We start from the raw sequence: 20,249 nt of genomic DNA, 5'->3' as shown, positions 1-20,249 counted from the left end.
AAACCGCGCCTTGCGCGGTTTTTCTGTAAGGCCAGGATCAGCCGTTATTCGGGCAATGCATAAGCGATCACATAGTCCCCACGGTCCGGCGACTGACGCGCGCCGCCCGCGGTCAGCAGGATGTACTGCCGGCCGGTCTTGGGCGAAACGTAGGTCATCGGCCCCGACTGGCTGCCCACCGGCAGGCGGGCTTTCCAGATTTCGTTGCCGTTGCCGGTATCGAAGGCGCGCAGGTAGAAGTCCTGGGTGCCGGCGAAGAACAGCAGGCCGGACTGGGTCGCCAGGGATGCACCTAGGGTCGGCATGCCGATCGGGATTGGCATGTGCATGCGAATGCCCAGGGGACCGGTGTCCTGCACGGTACCGACCGGCACCTGCCACACCAGCTTCCTGGTTTTCAGGTCGATGGCCGACAGGGTGCCGAACGGTGGCTTCTGGCACGGAATACCGGCAGGCGAGAGGAAACGCTGGCGCATCGCCCCAAACGGCGTGCCGTCCTGGGGTACTACGCCCATTTCGATACCGCTGGCCCCGGCCGCGATCTGCGCCCGCGGGATCATGTAGTTGGCCAGGCCCAGGCGCATGTCGTTGACAAACATATAGTTGCTGTTCGGGTCCACCGACACGCTGCCCCAGTTCATGCCGCCCAGGGAGCCGGGGAACTGCAAGGCATGATCCAGGCCCGGCGGGGTGTAGACACCTTCATGGCGCATGCCCTTGAACTGGATACGGCACATCAACTGGTCAAATGGCGTGGCACCCCACATGTCCGACTCGGTCAGGGTCTGGTTGCCGATCGACGGCATCTCCACCGAGAACGGCTGGGTTGGCGAGTAGCGTTCGCCCGGCATATTGCCCTGCGGCACCGGACGTTCTTCCACCCGGGCGATAGGCACGCCGGTTTCGCGGTTGAGCAGGAAGATCTCACCCTGCTTGGTGACCTGCGCCAGCGCCGGCTGCACCCCGCCCTTGTCGTCCGGCACGTCGTACAGCAGCGGCTGCGCCGGCAGGTCGAAGTCCCACAGGTCGTGGTGAGTGGTCTGGAAGTGCCAGCGCACCTGACCGGTCTTCACGTCCAGGGCGACGATGGACGAACTCCACTTGTCGTCGAACTCCGTGCGCTGGCCGGCGAAGAAGTCTGGCGTGGCGTTGCCGGTCGGCAGGTAGACCAGACCGAGCTTGGCGTCGTAGGACATGGCCGACCAGACGTTCGGCGTACCGCGGGTGTAGGTCTCGCCTGCCGGCGGACGCTTGGTGGTGTTCGGGTTGCCCGGATCCCAGGCCCACACCAGCTCGCCGCTACGCACGTCGAAGGCGCGGACCACGCCCGGCGGCTCGCCGATGGAATAGTTGTCCGCCACCCGGCCGCCGACGATGACCACATTGCCGGCCACCAGCGGGGTCGAAGTCTGCTGGTAGTAGCCAGGCTTCACTTCGCCCATGTCGGTTTTCAGGTCGACCGTGCCTTTGTCGCCAAAGTCTTCGCACGGCTTGCCGGTTTGCGCGTTGATCGCGATCAGGCGCGCATCGCCGGTCGGCAGGAACAAACGCTTGGTGCAGGCGGCCGGAGCGACCGAGGGTTCAGCAGCAGGCTCGACGGAAGCATCGAAATAACCCAGGCCGCGGCACCGCTGCCAGTTAGGCGCCGAGCCTTGCGGATCGAACTTCCAGCGTTCGGCGCCGGTGTCGGCGTCCAGGGCGAACACCTTGCCGTAGGCGGTGCAGGTATAGACCGTGTCACCGATCTGCAGCGGTGTGTTCTGGTCTTCGGCGCCCGCGCCGGTGCTTTGCGGAATATCGCCGGTGCGGAAAGTCCAGGCCACCTGCAACTGGTCGATGTTGCCCTTGTTGATCTGGTCCAGCGCGGCAAAACGATTGCCGGCGGTGGTGTTGCCCCAATGGGCCCAGTCTTTCTGCTCGGTACCTGGAGCCACAGGCTTGATCGCCGGCTCGCTGCTGGCCTTGACCACATGGGTCGGCACAAACATGTAGGCCAGGGTCGCCACGACACCAATGCCCAGCACGCCGGCCAGGCCATAAGCGCCACGCCCGGCGGTCGCGCCCGAAGCACGCACCAGGGTCGGGTAGATCAGCGCCACCACCAGGCCGATAACGGCGAAGGTCAGCACCCGCGAAACCAGCGGCCAGTACTCCAGCCCGGCATCCCAGACCGCCCAGATCGCCGTGAGCACCAGCGCCCCCCCATACAGCCAGGCGCCAAGCGGGTTACGCCGGGCGATCAGCAGCCCGGAAACGATCATCGCCAGGCCCATCAGCAGGAAGAACCAGCTGCCGCCCAGACTGACCAGGTACCCGCCCCCGCCGGCCAGCCCCAGGCCGATCAATGTGATCAGCAAACCCAGCGCCCCCAGCAGCCATTTGCTGCCGGTGGCAGCCCCAGAATTATTCATGTCGGAAATTTCTCCCATTCTTTACGTGGCGCAAGAATGTACTAACCAGTTACTTATGACAACTTGTCGCAGGCAATTCGTGGCAAAAAATGTCATCCGCGCTGTTGAGCCTGGCCGTCACTACAGGGCCGGCAGCCAATACAACTGACGCCATGCCGCAAGCATCGCCTGGAGCGAGCCTGTAACATGCTCGGCCACCGTTGCCCGCGCCGGAGTTCACCTTGTCTGACAGCCGCCCTCCCGTCCTCGACGAAATCGACCGCCAACTGATCGCGGCCCTGCAGATCAATGCCCGCGAAAGCGTGGCCATGCTCGCCCGCCAGTTGGGGATCGCCCGTACCACCGTGACCTCGCGCCTGGCGCGGCTGGAAAAGGCGCGGGTGATTACCGGTTATGGCGTGCGCCTGGGTCAGCGGGTCATCGATGGCGGCTTGCAGGCCTACGTCGGGATCAAGGTGCAGCCGCGTTCCGGCAAGGAGGTCCTGCGGCGCCTGAGCGCCATGGCCCAGGTCCAGCAGCTCTGCGCGGTCAGTGGGGAATTCGACTATGTCGCCTGGCTGCGCACCGATTCGCCGGAACAGCTGGACCAGTTGCTTGACCAGATCGGCAGCGTCGACGGTGTGGAAAAGACCACCACCTCGATCATTCTCAGCAGCAAGATCGACCGTGGGCAGCCCGTCTGAAGGTTTTTCCAGGCACGGTATCCCGCTGTTTTGCGAGCGATTCGCGCTCGATCGCAGCCTTCGGCAGCGGCTACAGAGAATCTTTCGTCAGTTAGTCAAAAAACATCGTCAGATTGAAATAAGATCATCCAAAACGACGACACTTTGCGTCTTATTAACGTGCGCAACGCTCCCTAGAATGGCTGCCATCTTTTCCTATACTCAGCGCTCTGCTCGAGTCGCCAGCAAGGTCAGCCATGAACAAGAACAATCGCCATCCTGCAGACGGTAAGAAACCCATCACCATTTTCGGCCCGGACTTCCCGTTCGCCTTCGACGACTGGATCGAGCACCCCGCCGGCCTGGGCAGCATCCCCGAAACCAACCATGGCGCCGAAGTGGCGATTGTCGGTGCCGGTATCGCCGGGCTGGTGGCGGCCTACGAGCTGATGAAGCTGGGCCTCAAGCCCGTGGTGTACGAAGCCTCGAAAATGGGCGGCCGGCTGCGCTCCCAAGCGTTCGAAGGCGCCGAAGGGATCATCGCCGAACTGGGTGGCATGCGCTTTCCGGTGTCCTCCACGGCCTTCTATCACTACGTCGACAAGCTGGGTCTGGAGACCAAGCCCTTTCCCAACCCGCTGACCCCGGCTTCCGGCAGCACGGTGATCGACCTCGAAGGCCAGACTCACTACGCGCAGAAACTTGCCGACCTGCCGGCGCTGTTCCAGGAAGTGGCCGACGCCTGGGCCGATGCCCTGGAAGACGGTTCGCGCTTCGGCGAAATCCAGCAGGCCATTCGCGATCGCGACGTGCCGCGCCTCAAGGAACTGTGGAACACCCTGGTGCCGCTGTGGGACGACCGCACCTTCTATGACTTCGTCGCCACCTCGAAGGCCTTCGCCAAGCTGTCGTTCCATCACCGCGAAGTATTCGGCCAGGTCGGTTTCGGCACCGGCGGCTGGGATTCGGACTTCCCCAATTCGATGCTGGAAATCTTCCGTGTGGTGATGACCAACTGCGACGATCACCAGCACCTGGTGGTCGGCGGTGTCGAGCAGGTGCCACTGGGCATCTGGCGCCATGTGCCGGAGCGCTGCGCCCACTGGCCGCAAGGCACCAGCCTCAGCTCGCTGCACCATGGCGCACCGCGTCCCGGGGTGAAACGTATCGCCCGGGCCGCCGATGGCCGCTTCAGCGTCACCGACAACTGGGGCGATACCCGCGAATACGCGGCGGTGCTGACCACCTGCCAGAGCTGGCTGCTGACCACCCAGATCGAATGCGAAGAGTCGCTGTTCTCGCAGAAGATGTGGATGGCCCTGGACCGCACCCGCTACATGCAATCGTCGAAGACCTTCGTCATGGTCGACCGGCCGTTCTGGAAAGACAAAGACCCGGAAACCGGTCGTGACCTGATGAGCATGACCCTCACCGATCGCCTGACTCGCGGCACCTACCTGTTCGATAACGGCGACGACAAGCCGGGGGTCATCTGCCTGTCCTATTCGTGGATGAGCGACGCCCTGAAGATGCTGCCGCACCCGGTGGAAAAACGGGTCAAGCTGGCCCTCGACGCCCTGAAGAAGATCTACCCGAAAGTCGATATCGCCGGGCGCATCATCGGCGACCCGATCACCGTGTCCTGGGAAGCCGATCCGCACTTCCTCGGCGCGTTCAAGGGCGCTCTACCCGGCCACTACCGCTATAACCAGCGCATGTACGCGCACTTCATGCAGGACGACCTGCCCGCCGAGCAACGCGGTATCTTCATCGCCGGCGACGATGTGTCCTGGACTCCGGCCTGGGTCGAGGGCGCGGTACAGACCTCGCTCAACGCGGTCTGGGGCATCATGAAGCACTTCGGCGGGCAGACCCACGCCGAGAACCCGGGACCGGGCGACGTGTTCCACGAAATCGGCCCCATCGCCCTGGCCGACTGAACCTGTAGCTGCTGCCGCAGGCTGCGATCGAGCGCAACGCCCGTGGCCTTTGAGCAGCCCGCGGCAACGGCTACAGTGACAGTCCAGCGCACAGAGGAGTCATCACCATGCGTGTAGCGCTTTATCAATGTGCCCCACAACCGCTGGATGTCGCCGGCAACCTGCAACGCCTGCAGAAAGTCGCCGTGGAAGCTTCCGGCGCCGACCTGCTGGTGCTGCCGGAGATGTTCTTGAGCGGCTACAACATCGGCGTAGAAGCGGTGGGCGCCCTGGCCGAGGCCCAGGATGGCCCGTCGGCACAATACATCGCCAATGTCGCCCAGTCGGTGGGCATCGCGATCCTGTATGGCTACCCGGAGCGCGCCGACGACGGCCAGATCTACAACGCCGTGCAACTGATCGACCGCAACGGCCAACGCCTGTGCAACTACCGCAAAACCCACCTGTTCGGTGATCTCGACCGCTCGATGTTCAGCGCAGGTCCAGACGATTTCCCCCTGGTGGAACTCAACGGCTGGAAGCTCGGTTTCCTGATCTGCTACGACATCGAGTTCCCGGAGAACGCCAGGCGCCTGGCGCTGGCCGGGGCCGAGCTGATTCTGGTGCCCACCGCCAACATGCTGCCCTACGACTTCATCGCCGATGTCACCGTGCGTTCGCGCGCCTTCGAAAACCAATGTTATGTGGCCTACGCCAACTACTGCGGCCACGAAGACGAGATCCACTACTGTGGCCAGAGCAGCATCGCCGCCCCCGACGGCCAGCGGATTGCCCTCGCCGGGCTGGATGAAGCCCTGATAACCGGCACGCTGGACCGTCAGTTGATGCTCGATTCCCGCGCTGCCAACCGCTACTTCCATGACCGTCGCCCGGAGCTTTACGACGACCTGAACAAGCGCTGATCCGGGGTTATCCGCTAGCATGGGCGCTTCACTGTTCTGGAAGTGCTCATGCCCGCGCTGAACCACCCTCTGCCTCATCGGGAAACCCTGGCCAACGGCCTGCGGGTTTCACTGCACCACGTCCCTCGATTGAAACGCTGCGCGGCGACCCTGCGGGTCTCGGCCGGCAGTCACGACGTACCGCTGGCCTGGCCCGGGCTGGCGCACTTTCTCGAACACCTGCTGTTTCTCGGCACCGAGCGTTTTCCCGCGCAACAGGGCCTGATGGCCTATGTGCAACGCCACGGCGGCCAGGTGAACGCCAGCACCGGCGAACGCCACACCGACTTCTTCTTCGAACTGCCCCCCGCGGATTTCGCCGCCGGGCTGGAGCGCCTGGCCGACATGCTCGCCCACCCGCGCATGAACCAGGAAGACCAGTTGCGCGAGCGCGAGGTGCTGCACGCGGAGTTCATCGCCTGGTCGCGGGATGCCGCGGCGCAACGGCAATTGGCCTTGCTCGACGGCCTGTCCGCGGAGCATCCCCTGCGGGCGTTCCACGCCGGCAATCGCTACAGCCTCAACGTGCCGCGCCCGGCGTTTCAACAGGCGCTGCGGGCCTTCTATCAGGCTCACTACCACAGCGGGCAAATGTCCCTGAGCCTGGCCGGGCCCCAATCCCTGGAAGAGCTGAAAGCCCTGGCCCAGGGTTTTGGCGCCGTCCTCGCCGTCGGTAAAGCGCAACCGCAAGCAGCCCCGATGCCCTTGCTGACATCGGCACAGCAACATTATCAGCAGCTCGACGGGCGCCACCTGAACCTGCTGTTCGCCTGCGAGCAACTGCCCACAGCCGCCCGCGAAGCGCTGGACTTTCTCTGCACCTGGCTGGCCTGCGGCAAATCCGGCGGGCTGTTGGCCATGCTCAAGGAGCGCAAGCTGGTCGAAGGGTTGAAGGCCGCGCCGCTGTATCAGTTTGCCGGCCAGGCGCTGCTGCATATCCAGTTCGACTTGACCGAGCAAGGCGCCCAACAGCCGGAGCAGGTGAGTGAGTTGTTCTTCGATTGGCTGGCCTTTTTCAGCAGCCAGGACGACTGGCCGGCATTGCGCGACGAATACGCCCTGCTGCAACAGCGCCAACGCCAGGTCGCCAGCGCACTGGCGTTGGCAAGACTGAATAACGAGCAGTTGGAACCGCAGCTGTCCGACCGCGGTGTCACGGCCCTCAAGGCCCTGCTGTCGCAACTTCAAGCCCGGTCGGCAGCCAGCGGCATCGGCTGGCAACTGCCTGCGCCCAATCCGTTCCTGCGCAGCTCGGCGCCAGCCGCCCGGGCCGGCCTGATTCGCGGGCAAACCAGCGCCCACCGCGGCTTGCGCACCTTCGCCCAGGACCGCTTGCGACAGCGTCGCGAATCCTCGGCGATGACCTTCAGCCAAGCCATCGCCGACGACGCTGGCGAGGCAGCCCTGTACTTGCGCTGGCGCCTGCAAAGCGTGTTGCCGCAGGAACTGCGCAGCCGCTTGCAAAACCACCTGCGCAACCTGCGGGACGACGGACTTCAGGCGGGCGTCGAGCTGTCCCTCGGTGTCTCGGGTAACCAGTGTCTGTTGACGCTGAAGGGGCTTCCCGAACCGATGCCGGCCATGCTCCAGCAGGCTCTGCTGGAACTGAGCGAACCCGGTGCGGCGTTCTGGCAGATACCCCCAACTGCTCCCGCGCCGCTGTTGCCGATCCGCCAATTGCTTCAGGAGCTGCCCGAGCGCTGCCTGGACATACCCGCCAGCGAGGAGCCGCATCCACTGGATGAACAAGGCTGGCAAACACTGTGGGAGGGCGCCCACTGGGATGGCCTGGCCATCGGCCTGGCCCATGCCCAAAGCGCAATCGGCGCGGCATTGAGCAAAGCCCCGGGCACCGCCGACAGCCAGCTGTCAGCGCCACCCTCGATAGCCGCGCAGCAGCACTGGCATAAGGTCGCAACCGGCTCCGGCGAGCAGGCCCTGCTGCTGTTTTGCCCGGCACCGGACCCCCCCCTTCAGCAGGAAGCCAGCTGGCGGCTGCTGGGGCAGCTTGGCCAGATGCCGTTCTATCAGCGCCTGCGGGTCGAGCTGCAACTGGGCTATGCGGTGTTCAGCGGTGTGCGACAGATCAACGGCCAGACCGGCCTGCTGTTCGGCGTGCAGTCGCCCAGCGCCCCTCTGAGCGAGATCCTCGAGCATATCCGGGCGTTCCTGGCGCAGTTGCCCGAGTTGATCGAGGCACTGGATGACACCTCCCTGGACGACTTGAAAGCTAACCTGGCCGCCCAGTTCGATGCCCGTGCATTGCCCGTGGCACACCTGGCCGAGCTGCTCTGGCAGGGTCGACTGGCCGGCCATCCGTCGGATTACCTGGAGCAATTGCAACAGGAAATCATGGCGGCGCCCCGGCCACAGCTGTTGCTCGCGGCCGAACAGTTACAACAGGCGCAAGGCGGCTGGCTCTGCCTGGCCAGCGGTGCCTGCCCGGGCGTCCCCTGGCAAGCGGGAAAATGATCGTTACCCTGGCTGCAACGAGCTTTCTTCAACAATTGCAGTCATTCCCCGGGGGGAATTTAGTAAGATAGCCCCCTAAGCATCTGAACATCTCCGGTTGGAGGTGGACTATATGTATAGATCTCAACCGTCCCACCCACCTGAAGGAGCACCTCTATGTCCTGGTCCAAACCGGCTTACACCGACCTGCGTATCGGCTTTGAAGTCACCATGTACTTCGCCAGCCGTTGATTGCTCGCGCAGTGCAACGCCTCGGCTCGCCGGGGCGTTTTTATTTTCAGCCTTAACCTGATGGAGCGGCCATGTTTGTCCAGATTCTAGGTTCCGCCGCCGGTGGCGGTTTTCCGCAGTGGAACTGCAACTGCGCGAACTGCGCGGGCTTTCGCGACGGCAGCCTGCGGGCAAAGGCTCGCACCCAATCGTCGATCGCCATTTCCGATGACGGCATGAACTGGGTCCTGTGCAACGCCTCGCCGGACATCCGCGCCCAGCTCCAGGGCTTCGCCCCGATGCAACCGGGCCGCGCCCTGCGCGACACCGGGATCAGCGCAATCATCCTGATGGACAGCCAGATCGACCACACCACCGGCCTGCTCAGCCTGCGCGAAGGCTGCCCGCATCAGGTCTGGTGCACCGACATGGTCCATGAAGACCTCAGTAGCGGTTTCCCGCTGTTCGCCATGCTCACCCACTGGAACGGTGGACTGGACTGGAACCGCATCGAACTCGACCGGAGCTTCACCATCCCGGCCTGCCCGAACCTGCGCTTCAGCCCGCTGCCGCTGCGCAGCGCCGCGCCGCCCTATTCGCCCCATCGCTTCGATCCGCACCCGGGCGATAACATCGGCCTGATCGTCGAAGACCTGCGCACCGGCGGCAAGCTGTTCTACGCCCCGGGGCTGGGCAAGGTCGATACAGCGCTGCTGGAAATCATGAGCGGCAGCGACTGCCTGCTGGTGGACGGCACCCTGTGGGAAGACGACGAGATGCAGCGTCGCGGCGTCGGCACCCGGACCGGGCGGGAAATGGGCCACCTGGCGCAGAACGGCCCTGGCGGCATGCTGGAAGTGCTGGAGCAGTTGCCAGAGCAGCGCAAGATTCTTATCCACATCAACAACACCAACCCGATCCTCGACGAGGATTCCGTCGAACGCGCGGAGCTGGCGCGGCGTAACGTTGAAGTGGCTTACGACGGCATGAGTATCGAGCTGTAACCACAGGAGCTATCGCGGGCAAGCCTCGCTCCTACGGACAGCGCTACCTGTAGGAGCGAGGCTTGCCCGCGATGAGGCCCGATGAGGCCCGATGAGGCAACACTATCCACGGTTGTTCCCCGGAGAACCGCAATGACTGACACAGCAATGTCCCCCGCCGAATTCGAGCAAGCCCTGCGGGCCAAGGGCGCCTATTACCACATCCACCACCCATATCATGTGGCGATGTACCAGGGCCGGGCGACCCGCGAGCAGATCCAGGGCTGGGTTGCCAACCGCTTCTACTACCAGGTGAACATCCCGCTCAAGGACGCGGCGATTCTCGCCAACTGTCCGGATCGGGAAATTCGTCGCGAGTGGATTCAGCGCCTGCTGGACCACGATGGCGCCCCCGGCGAAGACGGTGGCATCGAGGCCTGGTTGCGCCTGGGGCAAGCGGTCGGTCTCGACCCGGACCAGCTGCACTCGCAAGAGCTGGTGCTGCCGGGCGTGCGTTTCGCCGTCGATGCCTACGTCAATTTTGCCCGCCGCGCCAGCTGGCAGGAAGCCGCCAGCAGCTCGCTGACCGAGCTGTTCGCGCCGCAGATCCACCAGTCGCGTCTCGACAGCTGGCCCCAGCATTACCCATGGATCGACCCGGCCGGCTATGAATACTTCCGCACCCGCCTGGGCCAGGCGCGGCGCGATGTCGAGCACGGGCTGGCGATCACCCTGCAGCACTACACCACTCGCGCCGGCCAGGAGCGCATGCTGGAAATTCTCCAGTTCAAACTGGACATCCTTTGGAGCATGCTCGACGCCATGAGCATGGCCTATGAACTCAATCGCCCGCCGTATCACAGCGTCACCACAGAACGGGTCTGGCATAAAGGAATCACCCTATGAGCTTCGATCGCAGCAAGACCCCGACCTGGCGCCCCGGCTACCGCTTCCAGTACGAACCGGCGCAGAAGGGCCATGTACTGCTCTACCCTGAAGGCATGATCAAGCTCAACGAGAGCGCCGCGCTGATCGGCGGGTTGATCGACGGCGAACGGGATGTCGCGGCGATCATCCAGACGCTGGAAGTCCAGTTCCCCGGCGTGCCCGAACTCGGTGACGACATCGAGCAATTCATGGAGGTCGCCCGTGCACAGCACTGGATCGAACTTGGCTGATTCGCCAGCGCCGATACCGCCCAAGCCGGAAGTCGGCCTGCCGCTGTGGCTGCTGGCCGAGCTGACCTACCGCTGCCCGCTGCAATGCCCGTACTGCTCCAACCCGCTGGATTTCGCCGAGCAAGGCAAGGAGCTGAGCACCGAGCAGTGGCTCAAGGTATTTCGCGAAGCCCGGGAGATGGGCGCCGCGCAGCTGGGCTTTTCCGGTGGCGAACCGCTGGTGCGCCAGGACCTTGCCGAGCTGATCGGCGAGGCGCGCAAGCTGGGTTTCTACACCAACCTGATCACCTCCGGCATCGGCCTGACCGAGCAGAAGATCAGCGACTTCAAGAAGGCCGGGCTCGATCATATCCAGATCAGTTTCCAGGCCAGCGACGAGCAGGTGAACAACCTGTTGGCCGGCTCGAAGAAAGCCTTCGCCCAGAAGCTGGAAATGGCCCGGGCGGTGAAAGCCCACGGCTACCCGATGGTGCTGAACTTCGTCACCCATCGGCACAACATCGATCGAATCGACCGCATCATCGAACTGTGCATCGCCCTGGAAGCCGACTTTGTCGAGCTCGCCACCTGCCAGTTCTACGGCTGGGCCCAGCTCAACCGCGTCGGCCTGCTGCCGACCAAGGAACAACTGGTACGCGCCGAACGCATCACCAACGAATACCGCGCCAGGCTGGAAGCCGAAGGGCATCCGTGCAAACTGATTTTCGTTACCCCGGATTACTACGAGGAACGCCCGAAAGCCTGCATGAACGGCTGGGGCAGCATCTTCCTCACGGTCACGCCGGACGGCACCGCCCTGCCCTGCCACGGTGCCCGGCAGTTGCCCGTGCAGTTCCCCAATGTGCGTGACCACAGCATGCAGCACATCTGGTATGACTCCTTCGGCTTCAACCGCTTCCGTGGTTATGACTGGATGCCCGAGCCCTGCCGCTCCTGCGATGAAAAGGAAAAGGACTTCGGCGGCTGCCGCTGCCAGGCCTTCATGCTCACGGGCGATGCCAGCAATGCCGACCCGGTGTGCAGCAAGTCGCACCATCACGGCGTGATCCTCAAGGCCCGCGAAGAAGCCGAGCACGCCACTCAGACCATCGAACAACTGGCCTTCCGTAATGAACGAAACTCGCGCCTCATCGCCAAGGGCTGAATCCTTCAGCGCCGCCCAAGCCGTCGCCGCCGGCATCGATTTCGCCGAGCTGCGGCTCGGCGCCAACGGCCTGTTCTGGAACGAATACCGCCCCGAAGACGCCGCCTGCCGGATCTGGCACTGGCGCGACAACCAGGCCCGCTGCCTGACGCCGCAAGGTTTCAGCGTGCGCAGCCGGGTTTATGAATACGGCGGCGGCGCCTTTTGCCTGAGCGATGATGGGCTGGTGTTCGTCAACGAGGCGGACCAGCAGCTCTACCGACAATCCCTGCAAGGCGAAGCGCCGGTAGCCCTGACCTGCGGCGAGTGCCGTTATGGCGACCTGCAGTTCGCCGCCGGCCAGGTGCTGGCAGTGGAAGAGCACAACAACCGGCATTGCCTGGTGGCCATCGACTCCGGTAGCGGAAAACGCCAGCTGCTGGCCGAAGGGGCGGACTTCTACGCGGCGCCCACCTTGAGCCCGGACGGCCAGCGCCTGGCGTGGATCGAATGGGATCGACCGCATCAGCCCTGGACCTCGACCCGCCTGATGGTCGCCGAGCGCTTGGCCAACGGCCGCTGGGATGACCCTCGGTGCCTGGCCGGCGATGGCGAGGAAGAGTCGCTGCAACAACCATGTTTTGATGAAGCCGGGCGGCTGTATTGCCTGACCGACCGCGCCGGCTTCTGGCAACCCTGGGGTGAAACGCCCAACGGCCTGCAGGCGCTGCCCTGCGCCGCCGCCGATCACGCCCCGGCGCCCTGGCAATTGGGCGGCTGCACCTGGCTGCCGCTGGGCGGCGACAGCTGGCTGGGTACCTGGACGCAAGCCGGTTTTGGCCGCTTGGGGCTGCGCCTGGCCGAGGGTGAGCAACGGGACTTCAGCGGCGACTACAGCCGCTTCCGCAACCTGGCGCTGGATGAACGGTTTATCTACTGCATCGCGGCGTCGCCTGTGAGTCCGTCCGCGGTGATCGCCATTGACCGCCAATCACAGCAGGTCAAGGTCCTGGCTGGCGGCGTAGCGCCTCTGCTGCCCGAGCAGATCAGCCACCCGCAAACCCTGCGTTACCCCAGCGGCCAGGGCGAGGCCCACGGCTTTTTCTACCCGGCCATGAGCGATGACGACCGGCCGCCGCTGGTGGTGTTCATCCACGGCGGCCCCACCTCGGCCTGTTATCCGATACTCGACCCGCGTATCCAGTACTGGGCGCAACGGGGGTTCGCCGTGGCCGACCTGAACTATCGCGGCAGCACCGGCTATGGCCGCGAGTACCGGCAAGCCCTGCACCTGAGCTGGGGCGAAGTGGATGTGGAGGACGCCTGCGCAGTGGTCGCGTATCTGGCCCGACAAGGCCTGATCGATGGCGACCGGACGTTCATCCGCGGTGGCAGTGCCGGCGGCTACACCACCCTTTGCGCCCTGGCCTTCGCCGATGTGTTCCGTGCCGGCGCCAGCCTGTACGGCGTCAGCGACCCCGTGGCCCTGGCGCGAGACACCCACAAGTTCGAAGGCGACTACCTTGACTGGCTGATCGGCGACCCCGACCAGGATGCCGAACGCTACAAGGCCCGCACCCCACTGCTGCATGCCGGCAATATCCGCGTACCGGTGGTTTTCTTCCAGGGTGAACTCGACGCCGTGGTAGTGCCCCAGCAGACCCGGGACATGCTCAAGGCGTTACAGGACAACGGCATTACGGCCCAAGCGCACTATTACCCGGACGAGCGCCACGGTTTTCGCAAGGCCGCCAATCAGGCGCACGCCCTGGAACAGGAATGGCTGTTTTATCGGCAGGTAATGGAACAGACGGACGCACCGGAATAATCGGCGTCCAAGGGGAACCAGCCCGCTCCTCTGCGGAGCGGGCGCCAGGCTCAGCGCTTGGCGATGATGTACACCGCATGCACGATGCCCGGGATGTAGCCGCACAGGGTCAGCAGGATATTCAGCCAGAACGCGCCGCCGAACCCCACTTGCAGAAACACGCCCAATGGCGGTAACAGAATGGCGATGATGATGCGGATAAAGTCCATGGGGCAGCTCCTGATAGCAATCGACTCGTACGAGCCTCACCGCTAATCGACCCATGGCGTTCGGCAGGGTTCAATCGATTCTGGCCAAGGGCCAGTTTTTATCCCCAGGCTGGCCGGTGTTTCAGTGCCGGCTCACGCCAGTATTTCAAGGCCGTGCTTCTGCACGATGCTCAGCAGTTTCAACGCCATGCCGCTCGGGTGCTTCTCGCCAGACTCCCACTGCTTCACCGTGGACGCGCTGGTGTTCAGGTAGCGGGCAAAGACCGGCTGGCTGACGTTACTACGCTCGCGCAGCAGCTTGATCTGCTCCGCGGGAATACTCGCCGGTACTGGCGCAATACACGCCTCATCGAACTGGCGCATGGTGGTTTTGCCGATGGCGCCGATGGCGTGCAGGGCACTGGCCGACTCGTGTATCGATTCAAGGGCTTCAGTCTTGAATGGCTTGCTCATGTCTGATCTCCACAAACGCTTTCATCTCGAGTAGCTGCTGGACCTGCCAGCCATCCAGCCCTTCGTAGGCCTTGGCCAGCGCGCGGAATGCCTGCAGTTCCTGGTGGCTGATATTGCTCTGGTCCTGCTTGGCGAACAGGAACTGGAACACCCAGTAACGCCGGCCCCTGGCCAGGACGATCGAACGATGGCGGTTGGCGTTCAGGCGTTTTTTCCAGACCCCGCCACCCAGGTCATCAGCCTGGCCTTTGCATAACTCGCTGAATGCGGCCAGCAACTGGTCGTCATGGATCAAGGCTTTTTTAGCCGCAACAGCAAAACCTTTGGTTTTGAACAACCTGATGGTCATGGCTTCCCTTCCCAAAAACATACCACTCAGTGGTATATTTATTCAACCCAGGCTGCCCGGTGGTCTTGCGCCCCAGCAGCCCTCCACCGTCCTGGTGGATGAGCCTAAGGAACCTTGCCTGGATGATGGCCTTCAAGGCCCGATGGCGGTTTTGCAAAAGCCCGAGACAAAAAAACGCCCCGTGCGAAAGATCGGACACGGGGCGATGCGTTATACCGCGAGACGGTTCGGGAATTTCTGTCAGTGCAAGATCGGGTGTGGCGGGACCAGGCCAGGCCTCAAACCACCAGCCCCTTGCGGCATTGCAACTGCGCGGTGCGTACTCGCGAAAAGGCCCGCGCCAGGCGCAGCAGCATTTCATCGATGTTGGCCTTGCTCACCGTCAACGCCGGGGTAAAGCGCAGGCAGTCCGGTTGGGTTGCGGCCAGCAACAGACCTTCGTAGCGGGCCGCCTTAACCACGGCCTCGGCCGAGTCGTCGGCCAGGCTCAGCCCCCAGAACAATCCCTGCCCACGCAGTTCTCCCTGGGCATAACGATTCGCCAGGCGGGCCAGCCCTTCGCGCAAGTACTGACCGTTGTCCCGCACATGCTCGAGAAAGCTGTTGTCCAGTACGCTATCGAGCACCGTCAGGCCCGCGGCGGTCATCAGCGCATTACCGTGATGGGTGCCGTTCAGCTCACCCACCTCGAAGCAACAGGCCTTGCCACGCGCCAGCAAGGCAGCCAAGGGCACGCCACCACCGAGGCCTTTGCCCAGGGCCACGATGTCGGCGCGCACGCCATAGACTTGTTCGGCCAGCAAGGTGCCGCAGCGGCCGATGCCGGTTTGCACTTCATCCAGGATCAGCAGGATGCCCAGCTCGCGGCACAGGCGTTCGACCCCCTTGAGGTAATGCTCGGTCGCCGGAATCACCCCGGCCTCGCCCTGGATCGGCTCGAGCATGATCGCCACGGTCTGCGCATCCACCGCGGCATGCAAGGCTGGCAGGTCATTGAAGGGAACATGACTGAAACCCGACAGCTGTGGCTCGAAGCGATTGGCGATATGGGTGCTTGCCGACGCCGACATTGCCGCGAAGCTGCGACCATGACAGCTGCCGCTGGCAGTGATGATCTTCGCGGCCCCACCGCGGTGCAGCTGGCCCCATTTGCGGGCCAGCTTGATCGCCGCCTCGCAGGCTTCGCTGCCACTGCTCAGCAGATAGGCCTGGTCGCTGCCGGTGCTGCGGCACAAGCGCTCGCTGAGGTTGAGCATGCCGCGGTTGTAAAAGCCCGAGCCGGGGTTGATCAGTGACTGGGCTTGGGCCGTCAGTGCCTTGACCAGCGCCGAGGGGCTATGGCCAAGGCTGTTGGCGGCGTTGCCCTGGACGAAGTCGAGGTAGGCGCGGTCATCGCTGTCCCACAGCCATGAGCCCTGGCCACGTACAAACACTGGGTGGGGTCGCTGGACGCTGGGCATCAGGCACTCACTGGAAAGGTTGTGGCTCATCGGCGACAGGCAGGGCTCGACCGCCAGATCATCAAGGCTCGGCTGAGGGCGGCGCAGGCTGAACAGGTTCATGCGCTCAACCCCTGCAGCGGCAGGCCCAGCAGGCGCGCGGACCAATCCTCGATCAGGCCGGTGCGCATGCGCTTGATCGCGATGTCGCGCCAACGCGACGCCAGTGCCGGACAGTCCACCAGTTTCTTCAAGCCCGCATGCTCCAGAGGTTCTCGATAAAAACAACGCAGGGCCCAGGCCACAGTCAACCCCGGGTAACTGCGCTGGATCAGCTCGAAGGGCTGATCGGCACTGACGAAACCGGGTTTGAGCACCCGGTAGAACCAGCCGCAGCGACCATTGCTTTGCGCCTGTTGCGGCAGGTCGGGGATGCCCCAGCGGTGGCTCAGGCGATAACAGGGCGAACGCGGCTGGCTGACCTGCAGCAGCGCGCCGCCCCAGCGGAACATATCGCCGAGGCAGACCTGTTCCTCGGTCAGGCCGTGGGTAGACAGGTTTTCGCCAAAGGCCGGGGCACACCAGTCGATCTGTGGATAACGCTTGCGCCAGTAGCTGTAGTGTTCGGCGGGGTAATGGTGCAGCGCCCGCTCCGGGCCGGTATGAAAGCGCGGGTCGCCGTGTTCGTCGCTGCCCAGGCCCTGCGGCCATAACCAGAGTCGGCTTGCAACCGGACGTTTGTCCGTATCACTGACCAAACCCTGTCCGAGGTTTTTTGCCTTGCCTATGTAAACACCATCCACGTAAACGGTATTCATCTCGCCTTCTGGCCCTGTAAGCCCTGTGAATAGGAGTTAGACTAGGCTTCTGCGGCCTATCGGGCCATTTCGATTTTCCAGCTTTTTCGATAAGCAGAACTTATGGATTTTAAACAACTGCGTTATTTCGTCGCGGTGTATGAAGAAGGTCATGTGGGACGAGCTGCCGAGCGCCTGTCGATCTCCCAACCCGCGCTCTCGCAACAGATCCGTCAGCTGGAACAGAACCTCGATGTCAGCCTGTTCGAGCGCAGCAGCAAGCGCCTGTTGCCGACGCTGGCGGCCCATACCCTGTACAACCATGCCCTGCCCTTGCTCGACGGCATGCAACGGGCTCGTGAAGCCCTGGGCAACTTCAAGGGCCACGCCCTGCGCACGCTGGCGATTGGCGTACTGCAAACCGTGCACAGCAGCCTGGTGCCGCAAATGCTTGAGCGGGTGCGCAAGGCCCAGCCACATCTGGTTGTGCAGATCTACGAACTGACCGGCCTGGAAATCGAACGGCGCCTGCTCAATGGCTCATTGGATATCGGCATCAGTTATCTGCCGCCGCGCCAGCCAGGGTTGCACGGTGTGCAGCTCTACGAAGACGAGTTGACCCTGGTGATTCCTGCCGAACATCCCCTGCGCGAATTCAAGAAGGTCTCCATGAGCCAGGCCGCGGAGCTGCCCATGCTGTTGCTGGGCGAGGAGTTCCAGATACGCCAGATCTGGCAGGCGCAACTGGCCAACCTCGGACGCCGGCCGCAAGTGCAGGCGGAGCTGAACAATATGGCGGGGATTCTCGACAGCTTGCCCAACACCCGCCTGGCGACGGTCTTGCCGGGACGTTCGCGGCAGACCCACAGCCATACGGACCTGCTATGGAAACCGCTGAGCGAACCAAGGGTGCCGTTGAAAGTGGGGCTGGTATGTCGTGATGTGCAGCGTCAGCAGGCAACCCTGGAATTGCTGCGAACCTTGCTGGAAGAAGAGATGAGCGGCCCGGATGGGCGGATGACAGGCCCGGCGACGCTGGAAGGGCTGGGTTGAAGCAGCGCAGGTAAAAAACGCGGACAAAAGAAAACCCCGCCGAAGCGGGGCTTTGCAGACTGTTTCCCTGACATCCTTTTCACTCCACCATCCTGGCGGAATCCTACGTGTCCGTGTTATTGCTTTGCGCTTCCTGCGCGACGTCCATGTGAAGTAGATTAGCTCTGGATCCAATCTGCCGATATGGGTGATTAGCAGTACGTCATGTAAGAGAATGCTTACATGACGTAGCCATGCTCAGAACTGCGCCGCATCCAGCAGGAACAGTGACTCACTACCCGCCTTCACCGATGCGCTCAGCGAGTGGATACGCGGCAGCAGACGGGCGAAGTAGAAGCGCGCGGTACCCAGCTTGCTGGCGTAGAAATCGTCTTGCGACTCCTTGCCCAGGGCCGCTTTTGCCATCAACGCCCACATGTAGGCGTACGCCGTGTATCCGAATGCTTGCAGGTATTCGACCGAGGCCGCGCCGATTTCGTTCGGATTGGTCTTGGCCCGATCCAGCAGCCAGGCAGTCAGTTCGTCCAGGTTATCCAGTGCGTCGTTCAACGGCTTGGTGAACTCGGCCAGATCGGCGCTGGCGGTCGCGGTGAAATGGCGAATCTCGTCAGCGAACAGCTTGTAGAACGCCCCGCCGCTGCCGACGATCTTGCGCCCGACCAGGTCCAGCGCCTGGATGCCGTTGGTGCCTTCATAGATCTGGGTAATGCGCACATCGCGCACCAGCTGCTCCTGGCCCCATTCACGGATGTAGCCGTGGCCGCCGAAAACCTGCTGGCCGTGAACCGTGGTTTCCAACCCCAGGTCGGTGAGGAAGGCCTTGGCCACCGGCGTCAACAGCGCCACCAGATCTTCCGCACGCTTACGCACCAGCGCATCTTCGCTGAACTTGGCGGTATCCAGTTGCATCGCCACATAGGTGGAGAACGCGCGGCCGCCTTCGTTCGCGGCTTTCATGGTCAGCAACATGCGGCGCACGTCGGGGTGCACGATGATCGGGTCAGCGACCTTGTCCTTGGCTTGCGGGCCGGTCGGCGAACGGCTTTGCAGGCGATCGCGGGCGTATTCCACAGCGTTCTGATAGGAACGCTCGCCCGAGGCCAGGCCTTGGATACCGACGCCCAGACGCTCGTAGTTCATCATGGTGAACATTGCCGCCAGGCCCTTGTTCGGCTCGCCGACGATGTAACCGACGGCTTCGTCGAAGTTCATCACACAGGTGGCCGAGGCCTGGATGCCCATCTTGTGTTCGATCGAACCACAGTTGGCCGGGTTGCGCGCCCCCAGGCTGCCGTCGGCGTTGACCAGGAACTTCGGCACCAGGAACAACGAAATGCCCTTCGGCCCCGCCGGTGCGTCCGGCAGCTTGGCCAGCACCAGGTGGATGATGTTCTCGGTCAGGTCGTGCTCACCGCCGGTAATGAAGATCTTGGTACCGCTGACCTTGTAGGAGCCGTCGGCCTGCGGCTCCGCCTTGGTGCGAATGATGCCCAGGTCGGTGCCGGCATGCGGCTCGGTGAGGCACATGGAACCGGCCCAGACGCCTGCATACATGTTCGGCAGGTAGGCCGCCTTCAATTCTTCGCTGGCGTGGGCATTGATCGACAGGCAGGCGCCCGCGGTCAGCATCGGGTACAGACCAAACGACAGGCTGGCCGAGTTGACCATTTCCTCGACCTGGGCCGATACCGCCTTGGGCATGCCCATGCCGCCGTAGGCTGGATCGCCGCCGACGCCAACCCAGCCGCCTTCGGCGTAAGTCTGATAGGCCTGTGGAAAACCTGCTGGCGTGGTCACCGCGCCGTCGCTCCAGTGACAACCCTCTTCGTCGGCGCCGCGGCTCAGCGGGGCGATACTTTTGCCGGTGACTTTGCCGGCTTCCTCAAGAATCGCTTCGACGGTTTCAGCGTCGACGGTGTCGGCCAGAGCAGGCAGTTCGGCCCAGAGTTTGGCGACCTCGAAAACTTCATTGAGGACGAAGCGCATATCGCGCAGGGGCGCTTTGTAGTCAGCCATGGCAAACCTCGCAAGATCTAAACAAGTGGACCCGAACGGCCCCAGTTACGAAAGCTCGAGTGTACCCGAACAACTTTTGCGACACATAGGGTCAACTCATGACTTTAATGTAATTTTTAGTCACCAAAAATCACGAGCAAACTCACTCCCGCAAATATCTGCAGGAGCAGGCTTGCCCGCAATGG

General features: G+C 63.3%; 18 protein-coding genes. 11 read left to right on the top strand and 7 right to left on the bottom strand.

The features are described 5' to 3' along the window. Window positions 1-44 precede the first annotated feature (44 nt). Window positions 45-2,411 (bottom strand): glucose/quinate/shikimate family membrane-bound PQQ-dependent dehydrogenase, encoded by a 2,367-nt coding sequence (locus AC07VU_RS07210; RefSeq protein ID WP_277589722.1) that lies wholly within the window; start codon window positions 2,409-2,411, stop codon window positions 45-47. A gap of 221 nt (window positions 2,412-2,632) precedes the next feature. Here AC07VU_RS07210 and AC07VU_RS07205 point away from each other — a divergent pair, with 221 nt between their 5' ends. The 10 genes from AC07VU_RS07205 to AC07VU_RS07160 all read left to right on the top strand — a co-directional run bounded on the left by AC07VU_RS07205 (window position 2,633) and on the right by AC07VU_RS07160 (window position 13,748). After that, window positions 2,633-3,094, top strand: coding sequence for an Lrp/AsnC family transcriptional regulator (locus AC07VU_RS07205; RefSeq protein ID WP_007926099.1), 462 nt, complete (start codon window positions 2,633-2,635; stop codon window positions 3,092-3,094). A 236-nt stretch (window positions 3,095-3,330) separates the two neighbouring features. After that, the gene (locus AC07VU_RS07200) at window positions 3,331-5,013 is read left to right on the top strand and encodes a flavin monoamine oxidase family protein (RefSeq protein ID WP_277589723.1); all 1,683 of its coding nucleotides are present in this window, start codon (window positions 3,331-3,333) and stop codon (window positions 5,011-5,013) included. Between the two features lie 107 nt (window positions 5,014-5,120). Further along, complete coding sequence (locus AC07VU_RS07195; RefSeq protein WP_274304845.1) at window positions 5,121-5,915, top strand: carbon-nitrogen hydrolase family protein; 795 nt, start codon at window positions 5,121-5,123, stop codon at window positions 5,913-5,915. Between the two features lie 48 nt (window positions 5,916-5,963). Then, window positions 5,964-8,426 (top strand): pyrroloquinoline quinone biosynthesis protein PqqF, encoded by a 2,463-nt coding sequence (gene pqqF, locus AC07VU_RS07190; RefSeq protein ID WP_495029654.1) that lies wholly within the window; start codon window positions 5,964-5,966, stop codon window positions 8,424-8,426. Between the two features lie 156 nt (window positions 8,427-8,582). Continuing rightward, a complete protein-coding gene (pqqA, locus tag AC07VU_RS07185; protein ID WP_009045898.1) occupies window positions 8,583-8,657 on the top strand; it encodes a pyrroloquinoline quinone precursor peptide PqqA in 75 nt (24 codons plus the stop codon). Between the two features lie 71 nt (window positions 8,658-8,728). Next, window positions 8,729-9,640, top strand: a complete 912-nt coding sequence (pqqB, locus tag AC07VU_RS07180; protein WP_277589725.1) for a pyrroloquinoline quinone biosynthesis protein PqqB — start codon at window positions 8,729-8,731, stop codon at window positions 9,638-9,640. Window positions 9,641-9,772: 132 nt separating this feature from the next. Further along, a complete protein-coding gene (gene pqqC / locus AC07VU_RS07175; RefSeq protein WP_495029653.1) occupies window positions 9,773-10,525 on the top strand; it encodes a pyrroloquinoline-quinone synthase PqqC in 753 nt (250 codons plus the stop codon). After that, on the top strand, window positions 10,522-10,797 hold the full coding sequence (pqqD, locus tag AC07VU_RS07170) for a pyrroloquinoline quinone biosynthesis peptide chaperone PqqD (protein ID WP_274304847.1): 276 nt from the start codon (window positions 10,522-10,524) through the stop codon (window positions 10,795-10,797). Before pqqC ends, pqqD begins: the two co-directional genes overlap by 4 nt. Beyond that, window positions 10,769-11,941 carry a pyrroloquinoline quinone biosynthesis protein PqqE gene (gene pqqE / locus AC07VU_RS07165; RefSeq protein WP_009045901.1) on the top strand — a complete coding sequence of 391 codons (1,173 nt, stop codon included), beginning with the start codon at window positions 10,769-10,771 and terminating at the stop codon, window positions 11,939-11,941. Before pqqD ends, pqqE begins: the two co-directional genes overlap by 29 nt. After that, entirely contained in the window at window positions 11,907-13,748 is a 1,842-nt protein-coding gene (locus AC07VU_RS07160; protein WP_277589726.1) for a S9 family peptidase, read from the top strand. The genes pqqE and AC07VU_RS07160 overlap by 35 nt, the downstream gene beginning before the upstream one ends. Window positions 13,749-13,798: 50 nt before the next feature. On the opposite strand, the gene AC07VU_RS07155 is transcribed toward AC07VU_RS07160, so the two are convergent. From AC07VU_RS07155 to AC07VU_RS07135, 5 genes are all read right to left on the bottom strand, one after another. Then, complete coding sequence (locus tag AC07VU_RS07155) at window positions 13,799-13,957, bottom strand: YqaE/Pmp3 family membrane protein (RefSeq protein WP_003228885.1); 159 nt, start codon at window positions 13,955-13,957, stop codon at window positions 13,799-13,801. A gap of 132 nt (window positions 13,958-14,089) precedes the next feature. Next, the gene (locus tag AC07VU_RS07150) at window positions 14,090-14,410 is read right to left on the bottom strand and encodes a helix-turn-helix domain-containing protein (protein ID WP_016704074.1); all 321 of its coding nucleotides are present in this window, start codon (window positions 14,408-14,410) and stop codon (window positions 14,090-14,092) included. Next, a complete protein-coding gene (locus AC07VU_RS07145) occupies window positions 14,388-14,759 on the bottom strand; it encodes a type II toxin-antitoxin system RelE/ParE family toxin (protein ID WP_053262890.1) in 372 nt (123 codons plus the stop codon). Before AC07VU_RS07145 ends, AC07VU_RS07150 begins: the two co-directional genes overlap by 23 nt. Window positions 14,760-15,037: 278 nt before the next feature. Beyond that, the gene (locus AC07VU_RS07140; RefSeq protein WP_101339292.1) at window positions 15,038-16,321 is read right to left on the bottom strand and encodes an aspartate aminotransferase family protein; all 1,284 of its coding nucleotides are present in this window, start codon (window positions 16,319-16,321) and stop codon (window positions 15,038-15,040) included. Then, on the bottom strand, window positions 16,318-17,016 hold the full coding sequence (locus AC07VU_RS07135; RefSeq protein ID WP_277589728.1) for an MOSC domain-containing protein: 699 nt from the start codon (window positions 17,014-17,016) through the stop codon (window positions 16,318-16,320). The genes AC07VU_RS07140 and AC07VU_RS07135 overlap by 4 nt, the downstream gene beginning before the upstream one ends. Before the next feature lie 102 nt (window positions 17,017-17,118). Between AC07VU_RS07135 and AC07VU_RS07130 the strand changes: the two genes are divergently transcribed. After that, complete coding sequence (locus AC07VU_RS07130) at window positions 17,119-18,048, top strand: LysR family transcriptional regulator (RefSeq protein ID WP_274304851.1); 930 nt, start codon at window positions 17,119-17,121, stop codon at window positions 18,046-18,048. A 237-nt stretch (window positions 18,049-18,285) separates the two neighbouring features. On the opposite strand, the gene AC07VU_RS07125 is transcribed toward AC07VU_RS07130, so the two are convergent. Further along, window positions 18,286-20,064 (bottom strand): acyl-CoA dehydrogenase C-terminal domain-containing protein, encoded by a 1,779-nt coding sequence (locus AC07VU_RS07125; RefSeq protein ID WP_274304852.1) that lies wholly within the window; start codon window positions 20,062-20,064, stop codon window positions 18,286-18,288. Window positions 20,065-20,249: the final 185 nt, after the last annotated feature.

The sequence above is a fragment of the Pseudomonas sp. GW821-FHT02B10 genome (assembly GCF_059421865.1).
This window is presented reverse-complemented; position numbering and strand designations above follow the sequence as displayed.